Source organism: Actinomadura sp. NAK00032, assembly GCF_013364275.1.
GTDB lineage: Bacteria > Actinomycetota > Actinomycetes > Streptosporangiales > Streptosporangiaceae > Spirillospora.
Genome location: NZ_CP054932.1, coordinates 8,806,277 through 8,828,262 on the forward strand (window position 1 = coordinate 8,806,277; position 21,986 = coordinate 8,828,262).

A 21,986-nucleotide genomic window follows, 5' to 3' on the forward strand; every position below is an offset into this window, starting at 1 on the left:
CAGTTGACAAAAGCCCAGGCCACCGCAAGTCATTGACGCCCAGGGCCAACGGCCTGTTTCTCTCCTCCCGGATGATCGTCGGTCTTGGCGCGTCGGGTAAACCGCGCGGTTCAGCGACAGAAGGCATTCCCATCTCACGCCGCGTAGCCGCCCGCGAATCGAACGGAAAAAGGGGCCGGGGCGGAGTTAAATGAAGGTTTCGAGGGCGGTGATGCGCCAGTGGCCGGCGCGGTGGACGGCGGTGACCGTGAGCATGGCCGGGGCGTGCGTGCTCGTGCCGTCCGACGTGCGGGTGGTCTGCTGGTCGGCGAAGACGAGGACCACCGCGCGGTCGCCGGTCAGCGTGGTGACGGCGCTGTCGGTGACGCGCGTGCTGAGGACGGTCTTCGCCTTCGGCGACTCCTCGCGGACCTTCGCGAAGATGTCCTCGTACTGCCGCACGGCCTTGCCCGTCAGCGCGTCCTTAGCGGCCTTCTGTGTGCGCGCGGGGTCGGTGTAGTTGAAGGAGAAGACCTTGCCGACCATGTCCGCGACGGCGCCCTTCACCTCGCTGGTGGCCGCGCCGTCGGTGAGGGCCGTGTTGCGGACGGACGGGTCGTCCCGCACGGCGTCCGCCTGACGCAGTGCCCAGAACCCGAACACGGCGAGCAGCACCGCGACAACACCGAGCACTACGGGCGAGGTGACATCAACCCGCAACCGGCAAGGCGACATGTTGACCCGCGACAGAACTCGCATGGTTTCACCACCCTCGCCAGGGCGACGTCCCACAAGAGCAGCGCGGCGGCGTGTAAGTGAGCATGGGGTGGCGCCTCACATCGTGTCCGTTGGGGCCTGGCCCAGTTCGCTGAGCTTCCAGCCGCCAGGGGTTCTGGTGACCTTGCCGACCAGGCGGCTCTGCTTGGTGGCGGGGGCGCCGTCCGGCGGCGTGACGGTGATCTCGACGGCGACGAGGATGCGGGCCTTGCCGGAGCGCTCGTCCAGCTCGGCGACGGCGCCGTCCAGGATGCGCGCGGTGGTGATCGTCCGGGCCTTCTTCACCTGTGCCTCGAAGGCGGCGCGGCCCTGCGTGATCTGCCGGTAGAGGTCGCTCGTGGTGGAGTCCTGCCAGGTCTTCAGGCCGGACGCGAGGTCGCGGTAGTCGAGCGTGTTGAGGTTCTGGACGGCCTGCTCCCCCGCCTGGAGGGCCTCGTCGCGCGTCCGGGAGTAGGCGTGGGCGTCGTCGTGCGCCGCCGCGTACCACGACCATCCGGCCCAGGCGGCGAAGAGCGCGGCGAGAACGAGGAGGGCGGTCGCCGTCCGCCGCAGGGTGTCGTCGGCCATGGGCGCCGCCTTCCAGTGTGTCGGGCCTTTCAGGCAGAGGCCAGGTCGGTGATCGACCAGTGGCCGTGGTTGCGGTGCGCCGTCACGAGCAGCTGCGCGGCGGCCGGGGTCCCGGCGGGCCCGCCCGCGCGGGTGGCGGTCTGGTCGAGGAAGACGAGCAGGCGCGCGTCGTCGCCGTTCAGTGACACCACCCCGGCCCGGACGACGCGCGTGGCCAGCGTGACGCGCTGGGCCGGGGCCTGCCGCTTCACCTGCCCGAACAGCCGCCGGTACTGGGTGAGCGCGGCGCCGGCGAGTTCCCGGTTCGCGGCCTGCTCGGTCGCGGTGACGTCCCCCGGGCCGTAGGTGAAGACCTTGCCGAGCGCCGTGGACACGTCGCCGATCACCTCGGTGGTGGCGACGTCGTCCAGCGCGGCCTGGTCGCGGGGGTCGGCGTCCTCGCGGAGGAGCCCGGCCGCGGGGCGCAGCGCCGGCGCGAGCAGGGCGACGGCGAGTGCGATCACGAGCGGCCGCCTCATCGGGCGCCGGCCGGGATCGCGGTGAGCGATTCGAGCCGCCAGCCGGACGGCGTCCGCGCCGCCCCGGCCTCGAAGCGCTTGCGCTGGAGCGTCGGCGCGCCGTCCCGCAAAGTGAGCTTCACCTGGACGGACGCGATGACCCGCGCCTTCCCCGCGCGGGCGTCGAGGGACGTCACGGCCGCCCCGGTCACGGTCGCGGCGGCGGTGGTGCGCGACCGCCCGATCTTCGCGCGGTTCTGCGGCCGGTCCCGTTCGAGCTGCTCGCGGAGCGGTCCCGTGGCGGCGTCCGACCAGGCGCGGAGCCCGGCGTCCACCTGCGCGGGGTTCATGGTGTTGAGGGCCGCGATCTGCTGCCGCGCCGCCCGCAGGACGGTGTCGCGGGTGTGGTCGGGGCCGGTACGGGCGCCGGGGTCGTCCTGCCACACCGTCCAGGCCGACCAGCCGAACAGCATGCCGGCACCGAGCACGAGGCTCCACCCGACAACGGACCCGCCACGCTGCCGCGCGCTCCGCTCGGTGGACGCCGGTGTCCCGGCCTTCCGTGCACCTCCGTGGTGAGAACGCCCACGGCGGCGTGTCTTTTGCTCGCTGGTCTTCGTTCTGCCGGGCATCAGGGCGCTCCCCGCAGGCCGAGGAGGTCGCTCATGGACGTGGGTTCCGTCGGTACTCCCGGGAGGGCCAGCGCGCCTGGAAGGGCGGAACTGCCCGCGCTGAGCACCGAGCCCGCGCGCGCTGGGGTCGGCACTGGTCGGTGCGGGGCGTTGCCTGAGCCGCGCACGTTGACCCCTGTCGACGGAGACGTTGCGCAGTGCGCGGCGGTGTTGAGCGCCGGGCCAGAAGACGTGTCCAGGCCGTTGCGGTACTTCGTGCCCCCGTAGCCGGACGTGCAGTTCGGCGGCTCGAAGAAGGTCGTGACCATCCCGAAGTTGAGCCGGCCGTCCTGCACGACGGACCTTCCGGACGCGACCGCCGCCGGAAGCTTGGCGAGGAGCTGCTCCAGGCCGTCCGATCGCGGCGCGAGGAGTTCGGACGTGGTCAGCAGGTTCGCGACCAGCACGCTGAGGGACGGGTCGAGGTCCCGCACCAGGTCGCGGAACTCGCCCGCCGCGCCGGGCGCGGTCGACACGAGCCTCCGGAAGGCCGGGTCGGACGTGCGGAGCTGCCCGGCGAGGAGCCGCGCATTGTGCCCGAACGACTTCAGCGACGCGGCCTCCTCGTTCTGCGTGCGCAGGACGGTCTCGCCGTCACCGATCAGGGACGTGGTCGGCGCGGCGTTCTCGTTCGCCGCGCGGGTGAGGGAGCGGGTGCTGTCGAGGAGGGCCCGCAGGTTGGGGCCCTGCCCGGCGAACGCCTGGCCCAGCTCGCCGACGAGCGTGCGGAGCGCGTCGGTCGGGACGGACGCGGCCAGGTCGTTCACGCTGGTGAGCAGGTCCGTCACGGGCGCGGGCGTCGCGGTCGCGGCGCGCGGGATCACCGAGCCGGCGGCCAGGTACGGGCCGGACGCGGTCACCGGCCGCAGGTCGATGTACTGCTCCCCGATCGCCGACCGGTTCGCGACGACCGCCCGGGTGTTCGCCGGCACGCGCGGCGCCGACTTCTCGATCTTCAGGTCGGCCAGCACGCCCGCGTCCGTCAGCCGCAGTTCGCCGACCCGTCCGACCGAGGTGCCCCGGTAGGTGACGTCGGCGTTCTCGGCGAGCCCGCCCGCCTCGGCGAGGTCGGCGGTGACGACGTAGTAGTCGCGGTAGCCGACGTATCCGCCGAGGTCGGCGTAGTTGAGGCCGACGTAGCCCATCGCGAGGAGCCCGACGATGAGGAAGACGATGTTCTTGATCCTGGTCGCGGCGGTCAGCATCAGTCCCCCTGCGACGGTGCGATGGGCGGGACGACCTCGGTCCCCGGACGGGCAGTGATCCGCAGGTACACGTTCAGGTAGTCGCCCTTCACGGCGGGCAGGACGGCGTCGGTGAACGGGTAGGTCAGCAGCACCTGCAGCGCGTTCGGCAGGTCGTGCCCGGCGTCCGACAGCTTCCGGAGGGTCGGTTCGAGGGCCCGGAGGTCGGCGATCAGGTCGTCCTTGCTCCGCCGGACGGTCGTCACGGCGGCCCGCGAGAGCTCGTCCAGCGAGCGGAGCATCCGGACGAGCGCGCCGCGCTGCTCCGCGAGGACGGCGAGGCCGGGTTCGATGTCGTCGAGCGCGACGCCGATCTGCCCCGTGCGGCCGCGCAGCGTGGCGGAGAGCCGGTTCAGGCCGTCGATCGCGTCGGTGATGCCCTTGCGGTTGGCGTCGAGGTCGCCGACGAGCGTCCTGGCCCGCTCCAGCAGCGATCTGACCTGCGGCTCGTTGCCGCCGAGTGCCCGGTTCAGCTCCACGGTGATCGTCCGGAGCTGGGCGATGCCGCCGCCGTTCAGCAGCATCGACAGCGCGCCGAACACCTCCTCGACCTCGGGGTTGCGGTTCGTCCGCGCCACCGGGATCACCGCGCCGTCCGCGAGCGTCCCGGTACCCGCGGACGGCGCTCCCCCGCCCGCGGGGATGCCGCCCGGCGCGGCCGCACCCCCGGGGACGTTCTCCGGACCCGCGCTGAGCTGCACGAACTTCTCCCCCAGCAGGCTGGACTGGCGGAGCTCGGCGTAGGCGTTGGCGGGCAGCCGCACATCGCCGTCGACCTTCATCGTGACCTCGGCCGTCCAGCCGCCGCGCGGCAGCGCGACCTTCACGACCCGTCCGACCGCGACGTCGTTGACCTTCACCGCCGACTGCGGGACGAGGTTCAGCACGTTCGCGAACTGCGCCTTCACCGTGTACGGGTCGTCGCCGAGGTCGGCGCCGCCGGGCAGCGGGAGGTCCCGCACGCCGGAGAACCCGCAGCCGCCCAGCGCCGTCGCGGCGAGCAGGAGGCAGGTGGTGCGCGCGGCCGTGGGGCGGATCATGGCGCCGCCTTCCGGGAGCCGGCCACCGGGAGCGGCGGCGCGGGGAGTTCGGTGAGGTTCTGCCGGCCCATGAGCGACCGCGTCCGGGGGTCGTAGGCGTTCAGGATGTTGGTCGCGTTGAGCGGCTGGACGTCGAGCGCCTCCGCCAGCGACCGGCGCTGCTTCACCAGCAGCTGGGTGATCTTCGCGAGCTTCTCGACGTTCCCGGCGATCTGCCACCGGTTGTCGTGGATGAAGACCTTCACCCGGGCGAGCGCCTCGGTGAGCGCCTTCAGTGCGGCGTCCAGCTCGTGCCGGTCGGCGGCGAGGAAGCCCGACACGTCGGCGAGCTGCCGTTCCGCCCGCCTGACCTGCCCGTCGTTGGTCTTCAGCATGGTGGTGAACGTCTGCAGGCTCCGGATCGTCGCGAACAGGTCCCGCTGCGAGCCGGAGAGCGTCTTCGCGGCCTGCGCCATCCGCTCGGTCGTGGTGCGGATGTCGCGGCCGTTGCCGCTCAGGTTCGCCGCGCCCGTCTCCAAGAGGCGCGACAGCGCGCCCTCCTTGTTGAGGCCCTCCGGGCCGAGGTCGGTGGCGAGCTTGCGGATGCTGTCGTAGACGGTGTCGAGTTCCATCGGGGTCGCCGTCCGGTCGGCCGGGACGACGGCGCCGGACGCCATCTTCGGGCCGGAGGTGTAGGCGGGCGTCAGCTGGACGTACCGGTCCGCGACGAGGCTCGGCGCGATCGCCACCGCCTTCGCCCCGGCCGGGACGTCCACACCGGGGTCGACGGTCATGACAGTCCTGACCTGGGTCCCTTCGGCCCGGACGGAGTCGACGACGCCGACCTTCACGCCGAGCACCCGCACGTCCGACCCCTTGTAGATGCCGACCGCGCTCCGGAAGTAGACGGTGACGCGGGTGCCGTCCGAGCCGTGCAGGGCGACGAACGCGCCGGCGGCGAGGACGACGGCGACCCCGGCGGCCAGCAGGGGGGTGCTCAGTCTGCGCAGCATCAACGCCCACCTTCCTGTTTCTTCTGGGGGGACGACCCCCCAGACCCCCCGGCAACTGCCTGTGGAGACGGCATACAGCCCTTCCTTGCAGGAGGTTTCGCCAGGTATTCGTCCGGGACGAGACCGCACAGGTAGCCGTCCATCCACCGGCCGCTGCCCAGCGTGTTGCCGAGCAGCCGCGTGTACGGGCCGGCCGTCTTCAGCGCCTTGTCGAGGTTGTCCTGGTTCTTCTGGAGCAGGGCGGTGACGCGGCCGAGCGCGCGCAGCGTCGGGTCGAGCTGTTCCTGGTTGTCGTCGACGAGCCCGACGATCTGCCGCGACAGCTGTTGCGTCCCGACGAGCAGCGCGTGGATCGCCTCGCGCCGCCGGCGGATCTCGCCGAGCAGCAGGTTCCCGTCGCGCAGCAGCGCCTCGACGTTCGTGCTCTGGCCCGCCATCGTCCCGGTGACCTGCCGGGTGTTGGCGAGCAGCCGCGCCAGCTCCGCGTCCCGCGAGGAGACCGTCTTCGACAGCGCCGAGATCCCGTCGAGGGCCTTGCGGACGCTCGGCGCCGTCCTCGCGAACGTCGTGGAGATCGCGTCGAGGCTCGCCGCGAGCGTCGCCGAGTCGACCTGCCCGACCGTCCCGGCGAGGTCCTCGAACGCCTCCGTCACGTCGTACGGGGAGGTCGTGCGGGCGAGCGGGATGCGCCGGCCCGGGTCCTGGCGGTGCGCGCCGAGCGGGTCGACGGCGAGGAACTTGTCGCCGAGCAGCGTCTTGATCGCGATCGTGACGGTGCTGGCGTCCCCGACCCAGGTGTCCCGGACGCGGAAGCCGACGGTGACCTTCGCGCCGTCCAGCCGGACGCTCGTGACCTCGCCGACCTTCACCCCGGCGACCCGCACCTCGTTCCCCGGCCGCAGCCCGGCCGCCTCGCCGAAGTCGGCGCTGTAGCGGGTCCCGCCGCCGATGACCGGCAGATCCTTGGCGTTGAACGACAGCAGCGCGGCGGTGACGATCAGCGTCAGCGACACGACCGCGACGGCGATCGGGTTCCGCTCCCGCACGGGCTTCCACCGCGCCCTCGTTCTCCGTCGCCCGCTCATGCGCCGCACCTCCGGTCCGTGAGGGGGATGCCGGTGGGCGCCGGGTGGTCCTCGCCCGGGTACTGCCGGTAGGTGACGCCGCTGAGGTCGGCCTCGCAGAGGTACAGGTTCAGCCACGACCCGTAGGACGCGATCCGGCCGATCGCCTCCATCTTCACCGGCAGCAGCCGCAGGAAGGAGTCGACCTTCGGGGAGTCGCCGGACAGGTTCCGCGACAGCCGCCCGAGCTGCGCGATGTCCCGTTTGAGGGGTTCGCGGCCGTCCCGCAGCAGGTCGGTGGTCGTCCCGGCGAGGTCGTCGAGCGCGCTGATCGCCTGCCCGATCGCGGTGCGGTCGGCCGCGAGGCCGGACACCAGCCGCCGCAGCGTGCCGATCAGCGTCCCGAGGTGGTCGCCGCGCCCGTTGACCGTGTCGAGGACGGCGTTCAGGTTGTCGATCACCTGCCCGATGACGGCGTCCTTGTCGGCGATGCCGCGCGTCAGCGACCCGATCGAGGACAGCAGTCCCTCGACCGTCCCGCCCTCGCCCTGCAGCACCTGGATGATCGACCCGGCGAGCGCGTTGACGTCCTTCGGCGACAGCGCCTGGAACAGCGGCTGGAACCCGTTGAACAGCTGGGTCAGGTTCAGCGCGGGGGTCGTCCGCTCGACCGGGATCGTCGCGCCGGCCCGCAGCGTCCCGGCCGCGCCCGCACCGCGCCCGATCTCGACGTACCGCTGCCCGATCAGGTTCAGGTACTTGATCGTCGCGGTGGACGAGGCCGGGAGGCGGTGCCCGCGGTCGACGCCGAACGAGACGAGCGCGACGCGGTGCTCGACGACCTTGATCCCGGCCACCCGTCCGACCTCGACGCCCGCGATCCGGACGCTGTCGCCCTCGCGCAGCCCGGACGCGTCGGTGAACCGCGCCTTGTAGGAGACGGTGTCGCCGCCGCCGACCCGCGTGATGCTGAGCGCGAGCAGCGCGGTCGCGACCACCGTGACCGTGACGAACGCGGCCGACTTGAGCAGCGGCGGCGCCAGGCTCTTCCGGCTCCCCTTGCTCTTCCGGCTCCCCTTGCTCTTGCGGCTCATCGCAGCGTCACCTCCGTGCCCCGGTAGACGGGGCCGAGCAGGGCGCTGCTCCAGTCGGGCAGCGCCTCCGGGACGTCCTGGAGGCCGGGCGCGAGCAGCTCGTTGATGAGGCGGTTCTCCTCGGGCGAGTTCGGCAGGCCGAGCGCGCCGGGCGCGACGGCGATGGGCGTGTCCGCGTCCGGCGGCGCCGACTTCACGGCCGCCGCACCCCCGAGAGCACCGCCGAGAGCACCGCCGAGGGCGCCGGCCGGGTAGCAGTGCGGGCCGCTCTTGTCGGTGTAGCGCGGACGGTCCTTGCCGGGCACGTACCGGCCCTTGGACGGCAGCGTCCGCACGTCCACGTGCAGGCCGGGGTGCTTGGTGCCCTTGCCGAGCACCTTGTCCATCACGGGGACGAAGTCGCTCAGCATGCGCAGCGTGCACGGGTACTCGGGCGCGTACTTGCGCAGCAGCTCCAGCGTCGGACGGCTCGTCGCGGCCAGCCGGATGAAGTTGCCGGAGTTCTCGTGAAGGAAGTCGGACAGGTCCTGCGACGCGTCCGTGACCGCCCCGTACAGGCTCGCGAGGTTGGTCCGCTGGTCGGCGATCGACCGGCTCGTGTAGGCGAAGTCGTTCAGCGCCTGCAGGATCTCCGGCGCCGCCTGGTCGTAGTGGCGGCTGACCTCGACGAGGGCCTTGATGTCGCGGTTGAGCGCGGGCAGGCTCGGGTTGAGCTTCTTGAGGTAGGCGTCCAGCTCGACGATCGTCTGCCCGAGTTCGGTGCCGCGCCCGTCGAGCGCCTGCGACACGGCGGTGAGCGTGGCCGCCAGCTCCGCGGGCTGGACGGCCGTGAGCAGCGGATACAGGTTGTCCAGCACCCGCTGGAGCTCGATCGCGTTCGCCGACCGGTCCTGGCTGATCACGCTGCCGACGGTGAGCCGCGCCCGGGACGGCGCGGCGGGCGGGATCAGCGCGACGAACCGCTGCCCGAACAGCGTCGTCGGGAGCAGCTGCGCCGACACGTTGCGCGGCAGCAGCCGCACCTTGTCCGGCTGGATCGCCAGCTTGAGCGTCGCGACGCCGCCGTCCGACGAGATCTCCCGGACCTCGCCGACGACCACGCCGCGCAGCTTCACGTCGGCGTGCGGATGCATCTCGCTGCCCGCGCTCGCCGTCTTCAGCGTCACCCAGCTGACCTCGGTGAACTTCTTGTCGTAGACGGCGACCGACAGCCAGACCAGCAGCAGCGGCACGAGCAGGAACGCCACGCCCGCGAGCCGCCTCCGCACCATCCCGGCGGCGCTCATCCGGCGACCTTCACCGTCGTGTTCGTCCCCCACAGCGCCAGGCTGAAGAAGAAGTCGCTGACGCTGATCAGCACGATCGACGTGCGGACCGCGCGGCCGACGGCCTGGCCCACCCCCGCGGGTCCGCCGGCCGCGCGGTAGCCGTAGTAGCAGTGCGACAGGATCACCAGGACGCTGAACACCAGCACCTTGAAGAACGACAGGACCACGTCCACGGGCGACAGGAACAGCCCGAAATAGTGGTCGTACGTCCCCGCCGACTGCCCGTTGAACACGACCGTGACCTGGCGGGACGCGAGGTAGGCGCACAGCAGCCCGATCGCGTACAGCGGCACGATCGCGACCGCGCCCGCGATGATCCGCGTCGTCACCAGGTACGGCAGGGACGGGATGCCCATGACCTCCAGGGCGTCCACCTCGTCGCTGATGCGCATCGCGCCGAGCTGCGCGGTGAACCCGGCGCCGACCGTCGCCGACAGCGCGAGCCCCGACACGACCGGCGCGATCTCCCGCGTGTTGATGTAGGCGGACGCGAACCCGGTGAACGCCGACGTCCCGATCTGCTGGAGCGCCGAGTAGCCCTGCATGCCGACGACGACGCCGGTCGCGAGCGTCATCGCGACCATGACGCCGATCGTCCCGCCGATCACGCCGAGGCCGCCGCTGCCGAACGCCACCTCGGCGAGCAGCCGCTGCACCTCCCCGCGGTAGCGGCGGAACGCGCGCGGCGTCCACAGCAGCGCCCGGACGTAGAAGGCGCCCTGGTCACCGGGCTGGTCCAGCCACGCGAACCAGCGCGCGGGCCCCGCTCGCAGTACGGCCATCTCAGCCACCCTTCGGCGGGACGACCTGGAGGTAGATCCCGGTGATCACGAGGTTGAGCAGGAACAGCAACAGGAAGGCGATGACGACCGACTGGTTCACCACGTCCCCGACGCCCTTCGGCCCGCCCTTGGGGTTGAGGCCCCGGTAGGCGGCGACGACGCCGGCGACGAACCCGAACAGCAGCGCCTTCGCCTCCCCGACGTAGATGTCGGGGAGCTGCGCGAGCGCGGAGAAGCTCGCGACGTACGCGCCGGGCGTCCCGCCCTGCATCAGGACGTTGAAGAAGTAGCCGCCCGCGACGCCGACGACCGAGACCAGGCCGTTGAGCAGGAACGCGACCGCCATGCACGCGAGGACGCGCGGGACGACGAGCCGCTGGACCGGGGAGACGCCGAGCACCTCCATCGCGTCCAGCTCCTCGCGGATCGTCCGGGCGCCGATGTCCGCGCAGATCGTCGAGCCCGCCACCCCCGACACCAGCAGCGCCACGATCATCGGGCTGGCCTGCTGGATCACCACCAGCACGCTCGCGGCGCCGGTGAACGACTGCGCGCCGAACTGCTGGGTGAGCGAGCCGACCTGCAGCGACGTCACGGCGCCGAACGGGATCGACACCAGCGCGGTCGGCAGGATCGTGACGCTCGCGATGAACCAGAACTGCTCGACGAACTCGCGGAACTGGAACGGACGCCGCACCATCATGCCGAGGACGGTCGCGGCGAGCGCGAACATCCGGCCGGCCTCGCGCAGCGCGCTCACCGGATATCCGAGCAGCACGGGCGCCATGATCCCACCTCCTTTCCGTTGCCTTTCGAGGGCTTTCCGAGAAACTACTGGCCGGTCAATTCGGACGGCAAGGCGTCAGCCCATGCCGTTCGTTTTCTATTACCGAGTGACAGCTTTTCCGAGCATCGCTTGAATTGTTGCGCGCCGGTCGATTCACTTCGCGCAGCCGGGTGCTTTCGCGAAGGCCGCGTTCAGCTTCGGGTCCTTGCGGAAGTCCTGTTCCGGTCCCTGGTAGGCGCTGTAGCGGCTGAACGCCCGCCCGATCTGGCCGACCGCCTGCCGGTAGGACTTCCTGTCGGTGACCTTCGCCCGCTCCAGCCGCCGGGACGCCGTGGTCACCGTCGAATGCGTGCTGGTCAGGTTGCGCATGGCACCCGCCAGGACCGCCTCGCCGTTGTCGACCGGCGGGGCGCCGAGCCCGGACAGACCCGTCTCCAGCGTCCGCATACGCGTGGAGATGCCGTCGAGCAGCTTCACCAGCGACGCCTTGGACTTCAGCACGTCCGTGCCGTCGAGCTTCGGCACCCGCAGCGGCGCGCCCTGCGCCAGGACCGCGCACGCCTTGCCCGCCCAGGCGACCTCGGGCGGGTCCTTCTTCTCCGATCCGCAGCCGGCCGCGGAAACGGCCATCGCGGAGGCCAGCGCCACCGGGACGATGATTCGCCGAACCATTGGCTTCTCCTTCAGCAGTTGGACGTGGCGGCCTTTCCGGCGAAGCGGTCCGCGAGGAACGACATCGCATCCTTGTTGCCGCGGTAGACGAGCGTGATGTGGCTGATCGCGTCCCAGGTCCTCCAGGTGACCGGGACGCCGAGCCGGCAATAGGCGTCGCGCAGTTCTCTCGCCTGACCGAACGCGACGATCTCGTCCGCCGTGGAGTGGTACTGGAAGACGGGGACCGTGACGGGTCCGGTGCCGAGCTGGTTCTCCGCGACCCGGTTCAGCCATGCCTCGTTCGCGAACGGGCTGGTGGTGAAGTAGTCGGTGATCGTCTTGCCCTGGTAGCCGAGCAGCAGCTCCAGCGTGCAGGCGCCGCCTTCGAGGCCGTCCGCCATGGCGCGGCCGGCGTCGTTGAGGTAGGAGTCCAGGTCCAGCTCGGGGTAGGCGTGGTCGAGGCCGACGATCTCGTAGAGCAGGAAGCCGAACGGGTCCGTCCCCTCCAGCGGCAGGCCGACGGCCGCGAGGTCGGACGGGACACCGCCGCCGACGACCCCCGCGAGCTTCAGCTCGGGCGCGTACGCGGGCTGCTTCTGCCCCGCCCACATCGCCGCGGCGCCGCCCTGCGAGTACCCGCGGAACGCGACCTTCGCGTCCGCCGACAGCTTCGCCTCGGGCAGCCGCTGCGCCGCCCGCACCGCGTCGATCACCGCGTTGCCGATCGAGCCGACGATGTACGTCGTCGCCGGGTCCTCGTGGTAGCCCTCGTAGTCGGTGACGGCGACCGCGTAGCCCTTCGCGAGCATCTCGTTCAGCGCGGCCTGCTCGTAGAAGGCGCCCTGGTCGATGAACCGGGACGGCGCGCAGCGGAACGCGGGGCCGCTGGTGCCGGGCCCGAACCCCACGATCGGGGCGGTCGCCGGGTCCGCCCTCTTCGGCACGAGCACCATGCCGGTCACCGCGACGGGCTTGCCCAGCGCGTTCGTCGACAGGTACATGACCTGCCACGCGTCGGCCAGCGCCCGCGCGGTCGGCGGTCCCGCCTTCGCGGGCCGGACCCGGATGACGTCGCCCGGCTTCCCGTCCGGCAGCGGCGACGGCGGCGTGTAGAACGCGTCCCCGGCCGGGGCGACCGGGGCGGCCTGCGCGGCAACCGGTCTGGCAGCCGGTGTTGCCCCCGGCAACGCCGCCTGCGCCGGGCCGGCGCTCATCCCGCAGGCCAGCAGCAGGCAGGCGACGGCGACGCACACCCCACGCCGGCGGCTATCGCGACTCAGCATCGTGGGCTCCTACTCGTCGTCGGGGGTGAGGGTCAGGGCGATCGGGTTGTCCGGGCCCGTGACGGCGGAGCTGAGGAGGCCGGTCAGGGCGCCGCAGTCGGCGAGCGGAGAGAGCGCGTAGGCGCCCTTGAGGTCGCCGCCCTGCCGCAGGTCGAACCCAGTGGCGGAGGTCAGGGCCATGTCGGACGGCGCGGAGGTGCGGCAGTTCTCGCCGCCCCCGATCGGGATCGCACCGAAGACGCTGAACGCCGGGAAGCTCGCCGCCACCTTCGCCTTGGCGGTGAGCACGCCGTCCTTGTAGGTGCCGGGTTCGCTCTGCGCGGCGAAGGCGACGTCGGCCGTCGTCGGCAGGAAGCCGAGAAGCTGGAACTGGGTCTTGGACGGGGCGAGCGTGAGGCCCGTGGTGACATCGGTGCCGTTGACCTCGGCGTTCAGGGCGCCGGTCAGCGGGACGGTCGCGCCGCCCGACTTGAGGGTGGACGAACCCTTCAGCGAGTACGTGTGGTGGGCGGGTTCGGTCGTGTCACCGATGGTGAAGCTGGCGAGGACGTTGTTCTGCCCCGGATCCTGCGTGCACTCCGACTCGAAGGTGCCGAGACCGGATTCGCCGCCGTCGTCCGTCCGAGGGGTCAGCGTCAGGACGAGATTCCCCACGGTGACCTTGCCGGGGCCCGGCTGGGTGAACGTCAGGTCGGGCGCCTGGCCGCGACCCTTCACGCTGAAGCCGCCGGACGCGGGGATCGATGTCTTCTCCAGGGCGGAGTCGACCTCGACGGGCAGGCCGTCCGGCATCTCGGGGACGGTCAGCATCGCGTCCGCGAGCGCGTGCCCTTCGAGCGTCGTCGCGTCCAGCGCGGTGAGGCCGCGCGCGGACTCGGCGTTCACCGCCGACACCGAGTCGACGACGATCCCCGGCATCACCTCGCCGACCTCGACGCGGTCGGGCACGGTCGCGGTGAGGTCCACGTGCACGGGCTGCGGGCCGAGCAGGGGGAACGTGCAGTGGTAGTCCAGGCCGAGCGTGGCGGGCCCGGCCGCGGCGGCGGCCGGAACGGCACCGACGCACGCTGCGACGAGCGCGGCGACGGCCAGCGCGGCGGCGATTCTGTTTCTGCTTCTCACGTGTCGACCTCGATGGGGACGGGCTCGATACGGGACGGGGCTCCATGGGGACGGGGCTCCATACGGACGGGCCCCCGCCGCACCCGGTACGGCGGGGGCCGTCTTCCTTCTTGCTGGGCCGTCAGCTCATCACCGCCGTCACGCCTTGGGCGTGAGGGTCAGGTCGATGGTGTTGCCGTCGCCGGCGGTGAAGAGGCTGAGGATGCCGGTCAGCGGTCCGCAGTTCTCGATGTCGGACAGCGAGTACGTGCCGCTGATCTTGCCGCCGGCACCCGGGTCGAAGAACTCGCCCGCGGCCGACTGCAACTGGACGTCCGACGGCTCCTTCGTCTGGCACTGCTCGCCGCCACCCAGCGGGATCGCGCCGAACGCCTTGAACGACGACAGCTTGGTGATGACCTTGGTGTTGGTCGTCAGCTGCCCGTCCTTGTAGAGGCCGGTCGTCTTGCCCTGCGAGTTCAGCCCGATGTCGGCGGTCACCGGCAGGAAGCCGAGGATCTGGAAGTTGCCCTTGGTCGGGTCGAGCTGCAGGTCCGCGGTGACCTCGCCCGTGTCGAGGTTCAGGTCGGCGCCGACGGTGCCCGTCAGCGGCGCCTTGCCGTTCGGGCCCTTCACGAACGTCTCACCGGCGATGGTGAAGTCGTAGTGCTCACCGCCACCGGTGGGAGGCGTGGGGGTGGGGGTCGGAGGCGTGGGGGTCGGGGTGGGCGGAGTCGGGGTCGGGGTGGGAGGGGTGGGCGTGGGGGTGGGAGGAGTCGGCGTGGGGGTGGGCGGGGTGGGGGTCGGCGTGGGGGTGGGGGTCGGCGTGGGAGTGGGGGTGGGCGTCGGGGTGGGGGTCGGCGTGGGCGTCCCGTTGGTGATCTCGAAGGTGGCGAACGGGTCGTCCTGGCCCGGGTCCTTCGTGCACTGGACGTCCTTGCCGCCCGCCCAGACCTCGCTGCCGTCGGCCTTCTTCGGGTTGATGCGCTGCAGCATGTTCTCGACGAAGATCTCGCCGGGGCCGGCCTCGCTGAAGACCAGCTGCGGGGCGTCGCCCTCGGCGACCAGGTCCCAGGTCGCGCCCGCCTGCTGCGGGATGTCGACCGGCGGGATGACGACGTCGACCGCCACCGGCAGCTCCGGCGACTCGGGCACCGACAGCACCGCGTCCGCCGTGGCCGTGCCCTCCAGGGTGGTGGCCTTCACGGCGCGCAGCCCGTTGGTGATCGTGCCGGTGATGTGCGCGGTCGCCTTGATGTGGAACGCGGGCGTCAGCTCGCCGACCGGGATCTGCTTGGGGATGTCGGACTCGACGTCCACCGTGAGCGGCTGGTTGCCGATCAGCGGGAAGACGCAGTGGTAGTTGATCGACTGGTTGACCGGTTCCGCCATCGCGGGGCCGGCGGCCAGCACGCCGAGCATGGAGAGGCCGAGACCGCCGACGGCCGCGGCGGCGAGGCCCTTGGCCCCGGCCCTTCTGCGCTTGCTGAGCTTGGCTTCCAACGTCCTGCCTTTCGTCTGGACGAGACCGGGCGCGCCTGGCGCGGCGCTACCGGATCGTGCGATCCCCCGGGATTCGGGTCACCTCCGCGAATCCTTCGTGTGCTTCGGGGAGATTTCGAGCAGCTGTCGTGCACTTCAGGCCGGAAAGCTATCGACTCCCCAGAGCACTGTCTTTACGGCCGACTGACAAAATCGGAAGCGTTGGCACTCACCGATTCAAGGCTTTTCCGAGGGCCGAATAATGCGCGTTTTCGTATACATTCGCGCGCCCGTTGAGCACGCCTTGCCCACGCCCCGACACAATCACCGAGAAATTATCACCGGACGATTATTATCCGGCGCCACCAGGCACTGACCGGGTTCCACCGGGTTCCACCGGCTTTCGGCGGCTTTCGGCGGCGCCCCCGCCCCCGCCCCCGCTCAGAGGTGCTTGTACGTGGTGTAGTCGGACGCGAAGTCGTTGTAGCGCAGGAAGTTGGTGAAGCTCATCGTGATCGTGGCGTCCAGGCCCTCGACGTAGTGCCACCAGCCGATCGGGATGAACAGCAGCTCGCCGGGCGCGAGCGTGCACTCCAGCACCTGCGCCTTCCGCATCGCCGGGAACCGCTCGTAGTCGACCGCGCTCGCGTCGACCTCCGAATAGCAGTGCACGGTGTTGTAGACGTACGCGGTGTCGTGCAGCGGCACCATCTTGATCTTCTTGCGGCCCATCACCTGGGCCATGAAGTTGTTGGTGAGGTCGTGGTGGTAGGGCGTCTTCGTGCCGGCCGGGCCGAGCCAGAAGAAACTGCGTCCCCGCGGATCTCCGTCGAGGTATTCGGAGATGGGGTCGATGTCGTCCCACAGGACGTCCAGGGCCTGCTGGTTGCGGGACGTGTTGTTGGCCGTCATGTAGAAGTCGTTCGTCGTCCCGGCGGCCTCGACCATGTCGAGGTAATCGCGGAACGGCATGAGCTTCTTGTGCTGCGACCCGTTGATCTCGTAGTTCTCGTCGGACTCGCGTCCGAACTGCACCTCGACCTCGTTGCCGCCGCACGTCGCGCGGAGGTAGTCGAAGTCCCACTTGGCGCAGGCGGCCCACGACTTGAGCATTCCGGTGATGATGACCGGGCGGTTCTGGAAGTAGTACTCCTCGAAGAACTCGTCCCGCGACAATCGCTCCCGGCGCTCGATCCCACCGCCGTTCGCGCGCATCCGGGCGAGCCGGCCGTAGACGGTCAGCGTCCATTCGCGCTTGCGGAGCCGGTTGGCGATGCGGGACGCGCCCTGCACGTACGGGCTGTCGAGCGCGCCCGCCACCTCACGCGCGGCCTCCTCCTCGGTGAACTCGTTCTTGACGAGCGCCGCACGGATCACCTCCGGCGGATTGCCGAGCAGCAGGTTCTCGGCGATCCAGCGACGCCATTGCTCCTTCGGATGTGTCGTCGTCATGGCGTTCCTCCTCTTTCGCGGACGGATGTCACCCCTTCGGGGCGGCGGTGCGGGACGGCGCGGGAAGGGCGGGCGGGCAGCTGATGTCGGCGTCCGGGATGCAGGTGGAGCCGAGGGTGACGCGCAGCAGGTTGCCGGGGCCGGCGACCGTTCCGCTGAACAGCCGGTCGAGGTCCTCGCGGGCGCCGCATCCCGAGAACGGCGGGATGGTGAAGGTCCCTTCGAGGATTCCGCCCTGGAGGATGTTGGGCATCTGGCCCTTGAGCGTGATGTCCACGTCGCGCACGGTGCGGCAGCGGGGCCCGACGTCCAGCGGGGTTTCGTCGACCTCGACGTCGTAGAGGCGGATCGACATCCGCATGTGCGCGCTGACGGACTGGATTCCCGTCTGCATGTCGCTGACCGCTTCGAACGTCCCGTAGTCCGCGCCGGGTTTCACGGGACGCTGCGTCATCTCCATCGTCGCGGTCGTCGGCATGAATCCGAACGTGAGGAAGGTCGACCTCGACCGCAGCGGCGCGACGAACTTCTGCCGGACGGACGCGCCCGTATCGGTGAGCGAATAGACCAGGTTGGTCAGCGCCGGACGCTCGGCCTTCGGATCGTTCAGGATCGTCGCGCCGTTGAGCTTCTTCACATTGGAGAATCCGGAGAGGTAGGTGCAGCCGGGATACCAGTCGTCCGTCGGCCCGGCATACTTCCCGCATTCGGCCGGCGTGCCACCGGGAGCCGCAGCGGCTTTCTGCCCCGCCTTGGGCGCGACCGGCGCCGCCGGCTCCGCGGTGCCCGGCTGCGTCCCCGCCGCCACCGGCACAGTGGCAATTTCCCGATCATCTCCGGCCGGTTCGCAGGCGACCGCAAGAGGCGGTTCAGCATCCTGCGGCGCCTCGCCACCGGCACCACGCGACGCAAGCGTCAACGTAAGCTCCCCCGCCGTGAACGCGAGGTCACCTGCCCCCGCAGGGGTCACCGGCGGAACGTCCCCGGACGCGGCGAGCACCAGATCGGCGTCCTCCGGCACCGGGGTAGGCGGCGTAGCGAGGCCCGCCCACTCGACCGCGGTCGCCTTACCGCCCTGCGCAGCGGCCACCCCGACCCCGACAGTTCCGGCGACCGCGGCGCCACCCAGCGCGCTGACATCGCCGAGCGCCGCCTTCGGAATCGTCACCGTCGCCGTGACCTTGCCCGGCTGGACGGGCTCACCGACCACTCCGCCGTCGGGGAACGTCGTCCGCAGCCGAACACCGACCGACTCCACCGTCCCGGACGGAAAGGTGCAGGCGTAGGACAGAGCGGCATCGGCCTCCTGCGCCCGCGCCGCGCCACCCGGCAGCACACCGGTCACGATCGCACCGAGCCCGGCGGCGGCCGCGGCGCCGAGCGCCCAGCGGCGGTCCCGGATCCTCATCGTCGATCACCTCTCGTCAGGCTGCGGGGTTCATGTGGAGCGCTCATTCGGGTCACGTCCAGCCGGGAAGCCACAAACGCGCCAGCCGATCGGCCTCCGGAATGGCCTCGGCCGTGAGAATCGGAAGCAGATACAGCAGATTCACCGCGACGACCACCAGATAGCCGACGCCGGCAGCGCCGACCAGCGCACGTGGCACCGGTCGTTCGCGGACCGCCACCGCGACGGCGTCATAGAGCAGCACGATCGCGAGAATCGCGAACGGCAGCATCGGCAGCGCGTACGTGGAGTACATCGTCCGGTCGTCGAACGCGGCCGGGAACCAGGGCAGCCATCCCGCCAGGTAGCCGCCCACGACGGCAACGGCCCGCCAGTCGCCGGCATAGATGGAGACGAACACCATGGCGAGCACGGCGACGATGGAGAACCACCAGATCGCGGGCGTACCGAGATGGGCGATCTCACTGACGCACTTGGCGGCGTGGCACCCGTCCCGCCCCTGCGGCACCTCCGTGCGCCACATGGCGGCCGGATGCCCCAGGACAGGCCATTGCCACGGCCAGGACTGCCCCGGGTTCGCCCCCGTGACACCGCTATGAAAATCCAGGGTCATCGCGTGGTAGTGCCACAGCGACCGGATCGGGTCCAGGAACTCCGGCCAGATACCGCTCGGATGCTGCTCGGCCCAGTTCCGCTGGAATCCCGGCACGATCTGGCCGAACAGGCTCTTCTGCAGGCTCGTCCCCGAAACGAACCAGCCCCACCAACTAGCGGCATATACGACGCCAGCAGCGAACCAAACCTGGAGCACCGACATCGGAAAATCGAACTTGAGCACGCAACGCCAGGACTTCTCGGCCCCCGCGTCCTTCCGAGCATTCCGGTCCCAGACGAGGACGAGCACCCAGAAGAAGAGCATCGCGTAGACGCCGGACCATTTCGTCGCACACCCGAGCCCGAAACAAACACCAGCAGCCAGACGCCACCCGTGCCAGACGAACGCGTCACCCGCACCAGCGGCCAACGCGGCCCGCGTCCTATCCCGATCGATGAGCAGGCACCCGAACCCGGCAAGCACCCACACCAACAGGAAGATGTCGAGCATCGAGACCCGGCTCAACACCAGCCACGAACCGTCCAGCGCAAGCAGCAGCCCGGCCGCGCACCCGAGAACGGTTGAACCGGTCATTCTCCGAGCGATCCGCGCCAGCAACAGCACCGCCAGAACACCGGCCACCGCCGCAGCACACCGATATCCGAACGGGCCGGAGCCGAAGACGGCCATGCCCGCCGCGATGAACCACTTGCCGAGCGGCGGATGCGCGGCCCACTCCCCACCACCCGCAAGCCCCGCCACCGGATGCCCGGCGAGAAAGTACCTGTTGGCGGGGTTGCCGTCCGTCCCGGCCCGCCAGTTGTGCTCGACGCCGTAGTGCAGAAGTGACCAGGCGTCCTTGGCGTAGTAGGTCTCGTCCCACACAAGCGCATGCGGGGAGCCGAGCCGATGGAACACCAGCACCCCGGCGCACGCCGACACGAGCAGCGGCCCGATCCACCCCCACGACGGCGCCCGCCACCCGGACGACCGGCCCGTCCGGGTGACGGCTTCTTCCACGGCGACCGAGGCGGCCAACGGACTCCCCCTTCGCTGCGGCATGGGCGGGGATCAAGAACCGTAATGAACGCCGAACCACCGAATGAACCAAGTCCGCGACGAATAAAAAGGGCCGGGCACTCACCCTGGTGAGCCTTCTAACACCCCGCTCCGGGAACCCGAATCCCGTTATGGGAACCGATGACAAACTTTCCGCGCCCCGAGTTTCGCACTGCGCGCTTTTTCACAGCCCAGACCGCCCGCGCCACCCGCCAGCCGTGCGGCGACACCCCGGCCGACCCCGCCGCCGCCCCGGCCGGCGAGCACGGCCAACGGCCACGCGGATGAAATGGCTGCCCACGGAGCGCCCACCCTCGGTGCCCAGCACAGCCAGGTAGGCAAGCTGCGCTACACCCGGTCGCCTCGCCGGATCTCCAGCACGCGCACCCCGGCCGTGATCCAGAGCGCATCGATTCGAAGGCGAGGCCAATCGTCTGCCGAACCTCCCCAACGGACGGTGGACGAGCAACGCGCGATTGGCGCAGCTCGTCGCACCAGGCGCGGAGAGGTGAGGCCGATCGACGACAGAAGGACGTCCCGCGGATGGAGGACACGGTCGTGGTCGGTGCGTTCTCGGCCCAGAACGGGACGTGGCCTCGGCAGGCCGATGCGACGGCATGTCGCCTCATTGCCGACGCGGCACACACGACGCGGCTGATCACGCCCACGCTTGTCTCAGGTTGTGGGGTCCCAGAGCCCGTCGGCCTCACCGCGAGCGAGTGCTCGGCGTAGACGCCGACCTTCCAGGCGATGAGTGACCGGCATTCCTCCAGCGCCTGGATCTGCGCTTCGACGCGCCGCCGATGGGCGTCGAGCAGTCGCAGCCGTTCCGCCTCGTTGCCCGGTCCGCGGCGTACCAGTTCGGCGAAGTGTTCGAGGTCGGCGAGCGGCATGCCGGATTCGCGGAGCTTGACGCAGATCTGCAGCCATTCGACATCAGCGGAGGTGTAGCGCCGCCGGCCGCCCGCCGTGCGCTGGACCGGCCCGACGAGCAGGCCTTCGCGCTCGTAGAAGCGCAGGGCGTGCACGCTCAGTCCGGTCCGCTCGGACACCTCGCCGATGCTCAGCGACTGCACGGCGGTTCGGTGGTCGTCATGCCGCTCACTCCCCGGACTTGATCTAGACCTCGCTCTAGATCGTAGCTTCGGCGGCATGGCCATTACTGATCAGCAGCCGCTCGGCTCGCCCTTCTCCGCCTCCACCACCGCCGAGGACGTCCTGGCCGGCCTCGATCTCTCCGGGAAGACGGCCGTGGTCACCGGGGGCTACTCCGGGCTCGGTCTGGCGACCACCCGGGCGCTGACGGCCGCCGGGACCCGGGTCATCGTTCCCGCCCGCCGCCCCGACGTCGCCCGTGCCGCCCTGAAGGAGGTGAAGAACTGCGAGGTCATCTCCATGGACCTGGCCGACATCGACAGCGTCCGCTCAGCCGCCGCGCGTATCAGCGACCGGCTCGACCGCCTCGACCTCTTGATGGCCGTCGCCGGAGTCATGGCCACCCCGGAGCGGCGCGTCGGGCCCGGCTGGGAAGGCCAGCTCACCGCCAACCACTTCGGGCATTTCACCCTTGCCTGCGCGCTCTATCCGCTCCTGGTCGCCGCAGCCGGCGCGCGCGTCGTCGTCAACAGCTCGGCCGGACACGCCCTGACCGGCATCCGCTGGCACGATCCGCACTTCCGTACCGGCTACGACAAGTGGCTGGCCTACGGCCAGGCCAAGACCGCCAACACCCTGTTCGCCGTGCACCTCGACGCCGTCGGGAAAGGCGACGGTGTCCGGGCGTTCGCCCTCCACCCCGGGAAGATCATCACCGGGCTCCAGCGAGAGATGACACTCCAGGCACAGATCGACCGCGGCTGGGTGGACGAGCACGGCACTGTCATCGGTGACGGTTTCAAGAGCCCTTCCCAGGGCGCCGCCACCGGCCTGTGGGCCGCCACGTCCCCGCTCCTCGACGGCCGGGGCGGCCTCTACCTGGAAGACTGCGACGTCGCCCGCGTCGCCGCCACCGGCACCCCCATGGACGACGGCGGTGTCCGCGCATACGCCATCGACCCTGACGAGGCGGCCCGGCTCTGGTCGCTGTCCCTCGCCGTGACCGGCGCCACGCCGATCATCCGATGAGCCCGC

General features: G+C 70.7%; 21 protein-coding genes. 1 reads left to right on the forward strand and 20 read right to left on the reverse strand.

All coding sequences use genetic code 11. The features are described 5' to 3' along the window. Positions 1-186: 186 nt before the first annotated feature. From HUT06_RS40510 to HUT06_RS45040, 20 genes are all read right to left on the reverse strand, one after another. The gene (locus HUT06_RS40510) at positions 187-699 is read right to left on the reverse strand and encodes a hypothetical protein (RefSeq protein WP_254715649.1); all 513 of its coding nucleotides are present in this window, start codon (positions 697-699) and stop codon (positions 187-189) included. A 114-nt stretch (positions 700-813) separates the two neighbouring features. Further along, positions 814-1,323, reverse strand: a complete 510-nt coding sequence (locus HUT06_RS40515; RefSeq protein WP_176200532.1) for a nuclear transport factor 2 family protein — start codon at positions 1,321-1,323, stop codon at positions 814-816. Between the two features lie 29 nt (positions 1,324-1,352). Next, positions 1,353-1,826 (reverse strand): hypothetical protein, encoded by a 474-nt coding sequence (locus tag HUT06_RS40520; RefSeq protein ID WP_254715650.1) that lies wholly within the window; start codon positions 1,824-1,826, stop codon positions 1,353-1,355. 11 nt (positions 1,827-1,837) lie between these two features. Further along, positions 1,838-2,308, reverse strand: a complete 471-nt coding sequence (locus HUT06_RS40525; RefSeq protein ID WP_176200534.1) for a hypothetical protein — start codon at positions 2,306-2,308, stop codon at positions 1,838-1,840. A gap of 143 nt (positions 2,309-2,451) precedes the next feature. Beyond that, positions 2,452-3,696, reverse strand: coding sequence for an MCE family protein (locus HUT06_RS40530; protein ID WP_176200535.1), 1,245 nt, complete (start codon positions 3,694-3,696; stop codon positions 2,452-2,454). After that, the gene (locus tag HUT06_RS40535; protein WP_176200536.1) at positions 3,696-4,775 is read right to left on the reverse strand and encodes an MlaD family protein; all 1,080 of its coding nucleotides are present in this window, start codon (positions 4,773-4,775) and stop codon (positions 3,696-3,698) included. Before HUT06_RS40535 ends, HUT06_RS40530 begins: the two co-directional genes overlap by 1 nt. Next, positions 4,772-5,767: an MCE family protein gene (locus tag HUT06_RS40540; RefSeq protein ID WP_176200537.1), complete on the reverse strand. Its 996-nt coding sequence runs from the start codon at positions 5,765-5,767 to the stop codon at positions 4,772-4,774. The genes HUT06_RS40535 and HUT06_RS40540 overlap by 4 nt, the downstream gene beginning before the upstream one ends. Beyond that, the gene (locus tag HUT06_RS40545) at positions 5,767-6,852 is read right to left on the reverse strand and encodes an MCE family protein (RefSeq protein WP_176200538.1); all 1,086 of its coding nucleotides are present in this window, start codon (positions 6,850-6,852) and stop codon (positions 5,767-5,769) included. The genes HUT06_RS40540 and HUT06_RS40545 overlap by 1 nt, the downstream gene beginning before the upstream one ends. After that, positions 6,849-7,925: an MCE family protein gene (locus HUT06_RS40550; protein ID WP_176200539.1), complete on the reverse strand. Its 1,077-nt coding sequence runs from the start codon at positions 7,923-7,925 to the stop codon at positions 6,849-6,851. The genes HUT06_RS40545 and HUT06_RS40550 overlap by 4 nt, the downstream gene beginning before the upstream one ends. Beyond that, positions 7,922-9,211, reverse strand: a complete 1,290-nt coding sequence (locus HUT06_RS40555; protein ID WP_254715651.1) for an MCE family protein — start codon at positions 9,209-9,211, stop codon at positions 7,922-7,924. Before HUT06_RS40555 ends, HUT06_RS40550 begins: the two co-directional genes overlap by 4 nt. Next, the gene (locus HUT06_RS40560; protein ID WP_176200540.1) at positions 9,208-10,035 is read right to left on the reverse strand and encodes an ABC transporter permease; all 828 of its coding nucleotides are present in this window, start codon (positions 10,033-10,035) and stop codon (positions 9,208-9,210) included. The genes HUT06_RS40555 and HUT06_RS40560 overlap by 4 nt, the downstream gene beginning before the upstream one ends. A gap of 1 nt (position 10,036) precedes the next feature. Then, a complete protein-coding gene (locus HUT06_RS40565; protein WP_176200541.1) occupies positions 10,037-10,822 on the reverse strand; it encodes an ABC transporter permease in 786 nt (261 codons plus the stop codon). A gap of 153 nt (positions 10,823-10,975) precedes the next feature. Next, a complete protein-coding gene (locus tag HUT06_RS40570) occupies positions 10,976-11,494 on the reverse strand; it encodes a hypothetical protein (protein ID WP_176200542.1) in 519 nt (172 codons plus the stop codon). 11 nt (positions 11,495-11,505) lie between these two features. Further along, positions 11,506-12,759 carry a lipase family protein gene (locus tag HUT06_RS40575; RefSeq protein ID WP_176200543.1) on the reverse strand — a complete coding sequence of 418 codons (1,254 nt, stop codon included), beginning with the start codon at positions 12,757-12,759 and terminating at the stop codon, positions 11,506-11,508. Between the two features lie 9 nt (positions 12,760-12,768). Then, positions 12,769-13,881 carry a DUF6801 domain-containing protein gene (locus HUT06_RS40580; protein ID WP_176200544.1) on the reverse strand — a complete coding sequence of 371 codons (1,113 nt, stop codon included), beginning with the start codon at positions 13,879-13,881 and terminating at the stop codon, positions 12,769-12,771. Between the two features lie 138 nt (positions 13,882-14,019). After that, positions 14,020-15,363: a DUF6801 domain-containing protein gene (locus HUT06_RS40585; RefSeq protein WP_176200545.1), complete on the reverse strand. Its 1,344-nt coding sequence runs from the start codon at positions 15,361-15,363 to the stop codon at positions 14,020-14,022. Positions 15,364-15,783: 420 nt separating this feature from the next. Further along, positions 15,784-16,794 carry a cupin-like domain-containing protein gene (locus HUT06_RS40590; protein ID WP_176200546.1) on the reverse strand — a complete coding sequence of 337 codons (1,011 nt, stop codon included), beginning with the start codon at positions 16,792-16,794 and terminating at the stop codon, positions 15,784-15,786. 28 nt (positions 16,795-16,822) lie between these two features. Beyond that, a complete protein-coding gene (locus HUT06_RS40595) occupies positions 16,823-18,139 on the reverse strand; it encodes a DUF6801 domain-containing protein (RefSeq protein ID WP_176200547.1) in 1,317 nt (438 codons plus the stop codon). 115 nt (positions 18,140-18,254) lie between these two features. Beyond that, positions 18,255-19,835 carry a dolichyl-phosphate-mannose--protein mannosyltransferase gene (locus HUT06_RS40600; protein ID WP_176200548.1) on the reverse strand — a complete coding sequence of 527 codons (1,581 nt, stop codon included), beginning with the start codon at positions 19,833-19,835 and terminating at the stop codon, positions 18,255-18,257. A gap of 119 nt (positions 19,836-19,954) precedes the next feature. After that, positions 19,955-21,016: a MerR family transcriptional regulator gene (locus tag HUT06_RS45040; RefSeq protein ID WP_368407010.1), complete on the reverse strand. Its 1,062-nt coding sequence runs from the start codon at positions 21,014-21,016 to the stop codon at positions 19,955-19,957. Here HUT06_RS45040 and HUT06_RS40610 point away from each other — a divergent pair. Then, positions 21,009-21,980, forward strand: a complete 972-nt coding sequence (locus HUT06_RS40610) for an SDR family NAD(P)-dependent oxidoreductase (RefSeq protein ID WP_176200549.1) — start codon at positions 21,009-21,011, stop codon at positions 21,978-21,980. The two genes, HUT06_RS45040 and HUT06_RS40610, sit on opposite strands and share 8 nt — an antisense overlap. The last annotated feature ends 6 nt before the right edge of the window (positions 21,981-21,986 follow it).

Excerpts from the sequence above, each read along its gene's own strand:
- HUT06_RS45040 (WP_368407010.1), bottom strand. The coding sequence starts at position 21,016 with ATGGCCATGCCGCCGAAGCTACGATCTAGAGCGAGGTCTAGATCAAGT.
- HUT06_RS40560 (WP_176200540.1), bottom strand. The coding sequence starts at position 10,035 with ATGGCCGTACTGCGAGCGGGGCCCGCGCGCTGGTTCGCGTGGCTGGAC.
- HUT06_RS40610 (WP_176200549.1), top strand. The coding sequence starts at position 21,009 with ATGGCCATTACTGATCAGCAGCCGCTCGGCTCGCCCTTCTCCGCCTCC.
- HUT06_RS40565 (WP_176200541.1), bottom strand. The coding sequence starts at position 10,822 with ATGGCGCCCGTGCTGCTCGGATATCCGGTGAGCGCGCTGCGCGAGGCC.
- HUT06_RS40515 (WP_176200532.1), bottom strand. The coding sequence starts at position 1,323 with ATGGCCGACGACACCCTGCGGCGGACGGCGACCGCCCTCCTCGTTCTC.
- HUT06_RS40570 (WP_176200542.1), bottom strand. The coding sequence starts at position 11,494 with ATGGTTCGGCGAATCATCGTCCCGGTGGCGCTGGCCTCCGCGATGGCC.
- HUT06_RS40590 (WP_176200546.1), bottom strand. The coding sequence starts at position 16,794 with ATGACGACGACACATCCGAAGGAGCAATGGCGTCGCTGGATCGCCGAG.
- HUT06_RS40545 (WP_176200538.1), bottom strand. The coding sequence starts at position 6,852 with ATGAGCGGGCGACGGAGAACGAGGGCGCGGTGGAAGCCCGTGCGGGAG.
- HUT06_RS40535 (WP_176200536.1), bottom strand. The coding sequence starts at position 4,775 with ATGATCCGCCCCACGGCCGCGCGCACCACCTGCCTCCTGCTCGCCGCG.
- HUT06_RS40540 (WP_176200537.1), bottom strand. The coding sequence starts at position 5,767 with ATGCTGCGCAGACTGAGCACCCCCCTGCTGGCCGCCGGGGTCGCCGTC.
- HUT06_RS40555 (WP_254715651.1), bottom strand. The coding sequence starts at position 9,211 with ATGAGCGCCGCCGGGATGGTGCGGAGGCGGCTCGCGGGCGTGGCGTTC.
- HUT06_RS40530 (WP_176200535.1), bottom strand. The coding sequence starts at position 3,696 with ATGCTGACCGCCGCGACCAGGATCAAGAACATCGTCTTCCTCATCGTC.
- HUT06_RS40550 (WP_176200539.1), bottom strand. The coding sequence starts at position 7,925 with ATGAGCCGCAAGAGCAAGGGGAGCCGGAAGAGCAAGGGGAGCCGGAAG.
- HUT06_RS40575 (WP_176200543.1), bottom strand. The coding sequence starts at position 12,759 with ATGCTGAGTCGCGATAGCCGCCGGCGTGGGGTGTGCGTCGCCGTCGCC.